This window comes from Methylobacterium sp. E-066, assembly GCF_022829635.1.
GTDB lineage: Bacteria > Pseudomonadota > Alphaproteobacteria > Rhizobiales > Beijerinckiaceae > Methylobacterium.
Genome location: NZ_JAKSYO010000156.1, coordinates 124,408 through 133,351 on the forward strand (window position 1 = coordinate 124,408; position 8,944 = coordinate 133,351).

Consider the following 8,944-nt stretch of genomic DNA (forward strand, 5'->3'; position numbering starts at 1 on the left):
CACGCGCACCTCGATCGTGCGTGGCTTTCGATAGGCGAAGGGGCTGACGAGCGCGGTGTTTCATCGCTGGCACGGCGCCCGTGGAGGATCGAATTGCTGTCTATCGAGCTAGTGGTAGGTCGTTTGCATCGAGATTTGAGTATCTTTGGAATGCTCGGCCCTGCCGGTCTGGTCTAGTTTGCGTTGCGAGATCACAGTCTCGCGGTCGCAACGATCGCCCTGAACCTATCCCACCCGATTCGCCCTGAGCTTTCGCGCACGGGAGGCTTGGGAGCCGGGGATATGGTGTGAAGGGTTCTCGACGAGCGGCCGCCCTATCCGCTCCGGGCTGCGGCGATCCTTCGACGGGGTCCCGCGAGGTCGAAAGCCATCATGGATTCCCGCTCAAATATTCACCCACCTGCTGCCGTACTCCGTTCGGCCGGGCGAACGCGCCGTGGGCTCAGCATCCTGGCGGCCGCGCTGCTGCTCGCGTTCGGCGCCGCGCCGGCCCTCGCCCGGGTGAAGATCGGCGTGACCCCCGGGTCGCTCGCCGATTCCGTCCAGGTCGCGGCGGCGGAGGCCGGGGCGCAGGGGCTCGCGGTCGAGGTGGTCGAATTCACCGACTGGACGACGCCCAATCTCGCCCTCGCCAATGGCGATCTCGATGTGAACTACTTCCAGCACCAAGCCTTCCTCGACAACGCCGTCAGGGAGACCGGCTTCCCGCTGAAGAGCGTCGCCCTCGGCATCCTGCCCAATATTGGCCTGTACTCGGAGAAGCATACGAGCCTCACCGCGCTGCCGGACGGCGCCAAGGTGGCGGTGGCCAACGATCCGGTGAACCAGGGCCGGGGTCTCGCGCTCCTCGAAACCGCAGGGCTCATCAAGCTCAAGGCCGGAATCGGCGCCAAGGCCACCCTCGACGATCTCGTCGCGAACCCGAAGAAACTCACCTTCGTCGAGATCGAGGGGCCGCAACTGGTCCGCGCCCTCTCCGATGTCGATCTCGCGCAGGGCTATCCGGCCCATTACGTCAATGCCGGCCGCGCCGACATTGCCGGCAAGGCGCTGATCTATTCCGGCATCGGCGACCTCATCTACGCCATCCGGTTCGTGACCCGGGCCGACCGTGCCGACGATCCCGAGATCGCTAAGTTCGTCGCGATCTACCAGACCTCGCCGGCGGTGCGGGCGCGGATCGACGCATCGTTCGCCCACAACCCGAGTCTCTATTCCTTGCCCTGGCTGCCGCAGGCTGCCCCATCCCAGAGTTCCGCCCGATGAAAGTCCTGAGTTTCCTGGCCGCCGCCATCCTGTCGCTCGGCGCGCTGGCCGCCCGGGCGGAGACCCTCAAGATCGGCGTGGTGCCGGGCGCCTATGCCGACGCGGTCAATGTCGCCGCGGCCGAGGCCAAGGCCCAGGGCATCGATGTGAAGGTCATCGAGTTCAGCGACTGGACGACGCCGAATGTCGCGCTGGATGCGGGTGATATCGACCTGAACTTCTTCCAGCACCGCCCCTTCATGGAGAATGCCGAGAGGCAGAAGGGCTACAAATTCGCGATCGTCGGGCTCGGGATCCTGCAGAACCTCGGGCTCTATTCCCTGAAGTACAAAAGCTTCGATGCGATCCCCGTGGGCGGCACGGTGGCGATCGCCAACGATCCGGTGAACCAGGGCCGCGGCCTGCTGCTGCTTCAGAGGGCCGGGCTGATCAAGCTGAAGGACAAGGTCGGTTTCCTCGGCACCCTCGACGACATCACCGAGAACCCGAAGAAGCTGAAATTCACCGAGGTCGAGGGGCCTCAGCTCGCCCGCATCACCGGCGATGTCGATCTCGCCCAGGGCTATCCGCACTTCATCGTCGCGGCCGGCACCTTCGATCCGACAAGCGGCCTCATCTACACCGGCATCGAGGACAAGCTCTTCGCGGTGAGCTTCGTCACCAAGGCGGCGCGCAAGGCCGATCCGACCATCACCAAGTTCGTGCAGATCTTCCAGAATTCGGAGGCCGTGAAGCGGCAGATCCACAAATCCTTCGCCAACAGCGACAAGCTCTACCTGCTGGCGTGGCAGAACTGATGGCCGGCCTCGCCTTCGACAGCCTCCGCGCTCCGGCCCGCTGGATCGCCCGGGACCGGCCCGGCGTCGCCGCCGCGCCCGCCGTGGTGACGGCGACCGAGACCCGGACGGCCGGCACTGTGCGGTTCGAGGCGGCGTCTAAGACCTACCTATCCGCCGCCGGCCCGGTGCAGGCGCTCGATTCTGTCGATCTCGACGTACCGGCGGGGGCGATCTTCGGCATCATCGGCCGTTCGGGGGCGGGCAAGTCGAGCCTGCTGCGCACGGTCAACCGGCTGGAGGAGCCGACATCCGGCCGCGTGCTGGTCGACGGCGAGCCGATCGAGGCGCTCGACACCGCCGGGTTGGTGGCCCTGCGCCGGCGCGTCGGCATGATCTTCCAGCATTTCAACCTGCTCTCGGCCAAGACCGTGCGCGGGAACGTGGCGCTGCCGCTCAAGGCCGCCGGCCTGCCGAAGCCCGAGGTCGCCGCACGGGTCGAGGAGGCGCTGCGCCTCGTTGGGCTCGAGGGCAAGGCGGACACCTATCCGTCCCGGCTCTCGGGCGGCCAGAAGCAGCGCGTGGGCATCGCCCGCGCCCTCGTCAGCCGCCCGGAAATCCTGCTCTGCGACGAGGCGACCTCGGCCCTCGATCCGGAAACGACCCTGACGATCCTGAACCTGCTGCGCGACATCAACCGGCGGCTCGGGATCACCATTATCCTGATCACCCACGAGATGAGCGTGATCCGGGAGATCTGCAGCGACGTGGTGGTGCTGGAGACGGGTCGGGTGGTCGAGACCGGACCGGTCTGGCGGGTATTCGGCGCCCCCGAACATCCCACCACCCGGGCGCTCCTCGAACCGCTGAGCCGCGGCCTGCCGGCGGATCTGGCGCCCCGCCTCCAGCCGCATCCCGCTCCCGGAACCGCGACGGTCCTGGCGATCACGTTCTCCGGTCAGGCCGCCCCCGACCTGTCGGCCCTGGCCGCGGCCGCCGGCACGCCGGTGCGGCTGCTCCAGGCCGGCATCGAGCGGATCCAGGGCCACGCCGTCGGCCGGATGCTGGTCGCCGTCGATGCGGCGGGGCCGGACGCGGAGGATCGGCTGCGCGCGCTCGGAGGAACCATCGAGAGGATCGGGTATGTCGCCGCAGATGATTGACCGCCTCTGGCAGGCTTTCCTCGACACCCTCGTCATGGTCGGCGTCTCGGCCGGGATCGCGGTGCTCGCCGGCATTCCGCTCGCGCTGTTCCTGGTCACCTCGGAGCCCGGCGGCATCTTTCCGGCGCCGAAGGCCAACCGGGTGGTCGGGACGATCGTCAACGGCTTCCGCGCCGTGCCCTTCATCGTCCTGCTGGTGGCGCTGATCCCGTTCACCCGGCTGGTGACCGGCACCACCATCGGCGTCTGGGCGGCGATCGTCCCGCTCTCGGTCAGCGCGACGCCGTTCTTCGCCCGGATCGCCGAAGTCTCGCTGCGCGAGGTCGATGCCGGGCTGATCGAGGCGGCGCAATCCATCGGCTGCCGGCGCCGGCACATCCTGCTCCACGTGCTCCTGCCCGAGGCGCTGCCGGGGATCCTCGGCGGCTTCACGATCACGGTGGTCTCGATGATCGGCGCCTCCGCCATGGCCGGGGCGGTCGGCGCCGGCGGCCTCGGCGATGTCGCGATCCGGTACGGCTACCAGCGCTTCGACACCACCGTGATGGCGGCGGTGATCGCCGTGCTGATCGCGCTGGTCTGCCTGGTGCAGTTCACGGGCGACCTCGCGGTGCGGCGCCTGCGTGCCCGCTGACGGTCCCGCATCCGGGGGACCTCCATCCGTTCGAGGTGATCCGACCATGAATCTGGACCGTGCCGACGACCGGCGTCCGCTGCCTCCCACTTGTCCGCACCGGATCCGCACCGACGCGGAGGCGCTCGAAGTCGCCCGGGCAGTTGCTGCCCGCTTTGCCGAGTGTGCCGCGGAACGCGACCGCGAGCGGATCCTGCCTTGGGCCGAGATCGAGGCGTTCACGGCGAGCGGCCTCGGCGGCATCACCGTGCCGCGGGCCTATGGCGGCGCCGATGTCGCGCACGCGACGCTGGCCGAGGTGTTCGCGACCCTGGCCGCCGCCGACGGCTCGGCCGCGCAGATCCCGCAGAGCCAGTTCGGCGTGCTGGCGCTGGTGCGGGCGGCGGCGAGCCCCGAGCAGCAGGCGCAGATCTACGGCGCCGTGCTCGCCGGCCACCGGATCGGTAATGCCGGGCCGTCCCGCAACGGCAAGGCGATCACCCAGGTGGAGACGCGGCTCGCTGAAGGGCCGGACGGCAACCGCCTCAGCGGCAGGCGCTTCTATTCCACCGGTGCGCTCTTCGCCCACTGGATCCCGACCCGCGCCGTGGCCTTGGACGGCCGACCGCTGCTGGTCTGGGCGCGCCGGGATGCCCCGGGGGTGCGGGTCGTGGACGACTGGCAGGGGTTCGGGCAGCGCACCACGGCGAGCGGCACAGTGGTGTTCGAGGACGCCCCGATCGAGGACAGCCTGACCATCGAACTCGCGCCCCTGGCCGAGCGTCCGGCCCTGTTCGGCCCAGTCTCGCAGCTGGTGCAGGCGGCGATCGATGCCGGGATCGCCCGGGGCGCGACCGAAGCCGCCCTGGACTTCGTTCGGACCCGGACGCGACCCTATCCCTTCACCGTCGAGACCATCACCGAGGATCCGCATATCCTCGGCGAGGTCGGGCGGCTGGAGGTCGATCTGCATGCCGCCGAGGAAGTCCTCGCCCGGGCCGGCCGGACGCTGGATCGCATCGCCGCTGCCCCGGTCACCGCGCAAAGCTCGGCCGAGGCGTCGGTCACTGTGGCCGAGGCCAAGATCCTCACCACCGAGGTCGCGCTCGAAGCCTCCGAGCGCCTGCTGGAACTCGCCGGCGCCTCGGCGACGCGGGAGGGCACCAATCTCGGGCGGTTCTGGCGCGACGCGCGGGTGCACACCCTGCACGATCCCGTGCGCTGGAAATACCACCTGCTGGGGGATTACACCCTGAACGGCGCGCTGCCCGCCCGGCACCAGTGGAACTGAGGGCCATGCCGCTTCAGCCGCACGAATCCGCCTTCACCCGGCCGCCCGAGCCGCCCCGTCCGGTGCCGGTGCTCGCCGACGATGCTGCGGCCCTCGCCGCCGCCCGGGCTCTGGCCGCCGAATTGGCCGAAGAGGCCGTCACCCGCGATCTCGACCGCCGGCTGCCCTTCGCCGAGATCGAGCGCTTCACCGAGACAGGCCTTTGGGCGATCACGGTCCCGCGCGCATACGGCGGCCCCGGCGTGAGTGCCGCCACGGTCGCGCAGGTGATCGCGACCATCGCGGCGACCGATGGCTCAATCGGCCAGATCCCGCAGAACCACTTCTACGCCCTCGAAGTGCTCCGCAACGGCGGCACCGAGGCGCAGAAGCGCGATCTTTACGGGCGGGTCCTGGCGGGCGAGCGGTTCGGCAACGCGCTCGCCGAGATCGGCCAGCGGGACCACACCCGCCGCACCCGGCTCGTGCGCGATCCCTCCGGCTGGACCGTTGAGGGGCGCAAATATTACTGCACCGGCTCGTTGTTCGCCCACCGCATCCCCACGATGGTCAATGCCGAGGAGGAGGGTAGGGCGGTCGCCTATCTGGTGTTCATCCCCCGGGACGCCCCCGGCGTCACCCTGGTGGACGACTGGGACGGGTTCGGCCAGCGGATCACCGGCTCGGGCTCGATCGTGTTCGACCGCGTCCGGGTCGAGCCGGACTGGGTGGTGCCGTTCCAGGCCTCGATGGACCGCCCAACCGCCATCGGCCCATTCGCGCAGATCCTGCATGCCGGAATCGATCTCGGCATCGGGCAGGGCGCCTTCGCGGCGACGCTGCCGTTCGTGCGCGATCGGGCCCGGCCTTGGATCGATTCCGGCGTCGCACGCGCCAGCGAGGATCCGCTGACCCTCCACGCCCTCGGCGACGTGCGGGTGCGCTTGGCTGCGGCCGACGCCCTGCTGGAGCGGGCCGGCCGTTTCGTCGATGCCGCGCAAGGTGAGCCCGACGCGGACAGCGTCGCGGCGGCCTCCGTGGCGGTGGCCGAGGCGCGGGCTTCCAGTCACCGAGCCGGGCTGCTCGCCGCCAACAAGCTCCTCGAACTCGGCGGCACCTCCGCCACCGACCGGGCCGAGACCCTGGACCGCTACTGGCGCAACGTCCGCACCCACACGCTGCACGATCCCGTGCGGTGGAAGTACCACTGGATCGGCGCCTACCATCTCGACGGCCGGCTGCCGCCCCGGCACGGAGCGCTCTGATGGCCGCCAAAAAGCAGATCCGCCTGAACGCGTTCAACATGAACTGCGTCGGCCACATCAATCACGGCCTGTGGACGCATCCGCGCGACCGGTCGTCGGACTACAACACCCTCGGCTACTGGACCGATCAGGCCAAGCTCCTGGAGCGCGGCCTGTTCGACGGGTTGTTCATCGCCGATATCAGCGGCGTCTACGACATCTACGGCGGCGGCATCGACGTGACCGCCCGGGAGGCGGTGCAGCTGCCGGTCAACGATCCGAGCCTGCTCGTCCCGGCCATGGCGGCGGTGACGGAGCATCTCGGCTTCGGCATCACGATCAACGTCCACACCGAGGCGCCCTACACCTTCGCCCGGCGGCTCTCGACCCTCGATCACCTGACCGGCGGCCGGATCGGCTGGAACATCGTCACCGGCTATCTCGACAGCGCCCATCGCGGCCAGAGCGGCGGCAGCCTGCCGGCCCATGACCGGCGCTACGACTATGCCGACGAGTATCTCGAGGTCCTCTACAAGCTCTGGGAAGGCAGCTGGGACGACGCGGCGGTGCGCCGCGACCTGGCGGCGCGGGTGTTCAGCGATCCGGCCCATATCCGGCCGGTCTCGCATCACGGCGAGTTCTTCGATGTCGAGGGCTATCACCTGTCCGAGCCATCGATGCAGCGGACCCCGGTCCTCTACCAGGCGGGCGCGTCGGGCCGCGGCCGGGCCTTCGCGGGCCGCCACGCCGAATGCGTGTTCATCTCCGCCCGCGACCGGGGCGCGGCCCGGGACGCGGTCCGGGCCATCCGTGCCGAGGCTGTGGCGGCCGGGCGCCGGCCCGATGACGTGAAGGTGTTTGTCGGCCTTGCGGTCATTCCCGGCCGCAGCCGGGCCGAGGCCGAGGAGAAACGTGCCGAATACCGGCGCTACGCCAACCCGGAGGCGGGCCTAGCGCATTTCTCCGCCTCGACGGGGATCGACTTCGCCCGCTACGGCCTCGACGACCCGATTCCCTACGCCCCCGGCAACGCGATCCAATCCGCCACCGCGGCCGCGGCCAAGCGGGGTCTGACCAAGCGCGACCTCCTGGCTGAGCTGGAACTCGGCGGGCGCTACGCGGTGCTGGCCGGTGACGCGGTCTCGATCGCCGACGAGCTCCAGGCCTGGATCGAGGAGGGCGAGGTTGACGGGTTCAACCTCAGCCGCATCGTCGTGCCGGAAAGCTTTGCCGACTTCATCGACATCGTGATCCCGGAGCTGCAGGACCGGGGGCTCTACAAGACCGCCTACATGGATGGGTCGTACCGGCAGAAGCTGTTCGGGCACGGCGACCGGCTGCCGGAACGCCACGCCGCCCAGGCCTTTCGCGGGCCGGCGGCCGGTCGAAAGCCATTGGCGTGACAGGCGCGGACCGAACGGCGCACCAATCAAAACACAAAAAAAAACCCGGCCGCGCGTGAGCGCGACCGGGCTTCGATGGGAGCGGCTGGGCGCGATCAGGTCCAGTCGCTGTCGTCGCCCCCGCCGAGATCGCCGCCGAAATCGCCGGACGGATCGCTGAAGCTGGCATCCTGGAAGTCGTTGCCGCTGCCGCTGCCGCCGCCGTCGAGGGCGGAGCCGAGATCCTGGTTGCCGCCGTCGCCATAATAGTTGTTCACGACCGTCTCGCCGCCGCCGCCGAGGCCCGCCGCCGCGGCGCTGCCGAGGCTCGAATGGCCGCCCGCGAAGGCGTTCGACAGGGCGCTGCCGAGCAGCATGCCGCCAGCCGCGCCGGCCGCCATCGGGAGTGCGGTCGCCATGAAGCCGCCGCCCCGGGCCGGAGCCTGCGGCTGACCGCCCCACGGACCACCCTGCTGCTGCGGCGGGTATCCCGGCTGCTGCTGCGGGTAGCCTTGCTGGGGATAGCCCTGCGGGGCGCCGCCACCACCGCCCCAGGGCTGGCCGGCCGGGCGCTGCTGCTGGCCGTAGCCGGGCTGCGGCTCCTGACGCTGGCTGCCGCCGCCGAAGATGCTCGAGAGGAACCCGCCGCCCCCCGAGGACTGGGCCGGCGCAGCCTGGCTGCGGGCCTGCTCGAGCTGCTGGTTCAGGCTCTTGATCGCCTCTTCCTGCACGTAGATCAGCTGCGCCATCGCGTAGGGGGCGTAGGGCTGCGTGCGGAGCTTGTCGGCGATGAAGCGCTCGGCCTCCGCGTCGCGGGGCTGGCTCTGGGCCTGCTCCAGACGCTGGAAGATGCCGGAGATGACGTCGCGTTCTTCGCTATTCATGGAGTTCTCCTCCTCGAGTCGTACCCGCGGGCTCGAACGCGCCGCACGGCCGCAGAGGACATGGGGGTGCGGTGACGCTTTGTCAGGGGAGGTTGCGAAAACTTCATCCAAGCCCAGCACGCGCAACCAAGACGTGAAAAAGCCCGACCTCTCGGCCGGGCCTTTTCATCTGTCGCGATCGGCGCGGCTGGCGCGCCGAGGCCGGATCCTAGTACGAGCCGAACTTGTAGTTCAGGCCGGCGCGGACGACGGCGAACTCGTCGTCGCGGCGACCGATCGCGCTGGAATAGGCCGGGGCGAGGTTGGCGGCGTTGACGAGCAGGACACCCTGGTTGCGGGTGCCGCG

8 protein-coding genes and 1 pseudogene are annotated in these 8,944 nt (G+C 69.7%); 7 read left to right on the forward strand and 2 right to left on the reverse strand.

Going from position 1 to position 8,944, the window contains the following annotated elements:
- Positions 1-372 precede the first annotated feature (372 nt).
- From MKL20_RS21740 to MKL20_RS21770, 7 genes are read left to right on the forward strand one after another with little or no spacing between them, the layout of a single operon-like run.
- Positions 373-1,266, forward strand: a complete 894-nt coding sequence (locus MKL20_RS21740; RefSeq protein ID WP_244038411.1) for a MetQ/NlpA family ABC transporter substrate-binding protein — start codon at positions 373-375, stop codon at positions 1,264-1,266.
- Positions 1,263-2,063 carry a MetQ/NlpA family ABC transporter substrate-binding protein gene (locus MKL20_RS21745; RefSeq protein ID WP_244038412.1) on the forward strand — a complete coding sequence of 267 codons (801 nt, stop codon included), beginning with the start codon at positions 1,263-1,265 and terminating at the stop codon, positions 2,061-2,063. The genes MKL20_RS21740 and MKL20_RS21745 overlap by 4 nt, the downstream gene beginning before the upstream one ends.
- The gene (locus MKL20_RS21750) at positions 2,063-3,205 is read left to right on the forward strand and encodes a methionine ABC transporter ATP-binding protein (protein ID WP_244038413.1); all 1,143 of its coding nucleotides are present in this window, start codon (positions 2,063-2,065) and stop codon (positions 3,203-3,205) included. The genes MKL20_RS21745 and MKL20_RS21750 overlap by 1 nt, the downstream gene beginning before the upstream one ends.
- Entirely contained in the window at positions 3,186-3,839 is a 654-nt protein-coding gene (locus tag MKL20_RS21755; RefSeq protein ID WP_244019084.1) for a methionine ABC transporter permease, read from the forward strand. The genes MKL20_RS21750 and MKL20_RS21755 overlap by 20 nt, the downstream gene beginning before the upstream one ends.
- Before the next feature lie 46 nt (positions 3,840-3,885).
- Positions 3,886-5,109, forward strand: coding sequence for an SfnB family sulfur acquisition oxidoreductase (locus MKL20_RS21760; RefSeq protein WP_244038414.1), 1,224 nt, complete (start codon positions 3,886-3,888; stop codon positions 5,107-5,109).
- A gap of 5 nt (positions 5,110-5,114) precedes the next feature.
- Entirely contained in the window at positions 5,115-6,353 is a 1,239-nt protein-coding gene (locus tag MKL20_RS21765; RefSeq protein ID WP_244038415.1) for an SfnB family sulfur acquisition oxidoreductase, read from the forward strand.
- Positions 6,353-7,735: an LLM class flavin-dependent oxidoreductase gene (locus MKL20_RS21770; protein WP_244038416.1), complete on the forward strand. Its 1,383-nt coding sequence runs from the start codon at positions 6,353-6,355 to the stop codon at positions 7,733-7,735. The genes MKL20_RS21765 and MKL20_RS21770 overlap by 1 nt, the downstream gene beginning before the upstream one ends.
- Before the next feature lie 95 nt (positions 7,736-7,830).
- Here MKL20_RS21770 and MKL20_RS21775 read toward each other — a convergent pair whose 3' ends face one another.
- Both MKL20_RS21775 and MKL20_RS21780 read right to left on the reverse strand, forming a co-directional pair.
- On the reverse strand, positions 7,831-8,598 hold the full coding sequence (locus MKL20_RS21775) for a DUF2076 domain-containing protein (RefSeq protein ID WP_243972788.1): 768 nt from the start codon (positions 8,596-8,598) through the stop codon (positions 7,831-7,833).
- Between the two features lie 208 nt (positions 8,599-8,806).
- Positions 8,807-8,944 (reverse strand): annotated as a pseudogene (locus MKL20_RS21780) (porin family protein); the annotation flags it as partial.

Excerpts from the sequence above, each read along its gene's own strand:
- MKL20_RS21740 (WP_244038411.1), top strand. The coding sequence starts at position 373 with ATGGATTCCCGCTCAAATATTCACCCACCTGCTGCCGTACTCCGTTCG.
- MKL20_RS21745 (WP_244038412.1), top strand. The coding sequence starts at position 1,263 with ATGAAAGTCCTGAGTTTCCTGGCCGCCGCCATCCTGTCGCTCGGCGCG.
- MKL20_RS21750 (WP_244038413.1), top strand. The coding sequence starts at position 2,063 with ATGGCCGGCCTCGCCTTCGACAGCCTCCGCGCTCCGGCCCGCTGGATC.
- MKL20_RS21755 (WP_244019084.1), top strand. The coding sequence starts at position 3,186 with ATGTCGCCGCAGATGATTGACCGCCTCTGGCAGGCTTTCCTCGACACC.
- MKL20_RS21760 (WP_244038414.1), top strand. The coding sequence starts at position 3,886 with ATGAATCTGGACCGTGCCGACGACCGGCGTCCGCTGCCTCCCACTTGT.
- MKL20_RS21765 (WP_244038415.1), top strand. The coding sequence starts at position 5,115 with ATGCCGCTTCAGCCGCACGAATCCGCCTTCACCCGGCCGCCCGAGCCG.
- MKL20_RS21770 (WP_244038416.1), top strand. The coding sequence starts at position 6,353 with ATGGCCGCCAAAAAGCAGATCCGCCTGAACGCGTTCAACATGAACTGC.
- MKL20_RS21775 (WP_243972788.1), bottom strand. The coding sequence starts at position 8,598 with ATGAATAGCGAAGAACGCGACGTCATCTCCGGCATCTTCCAGCGTCTG.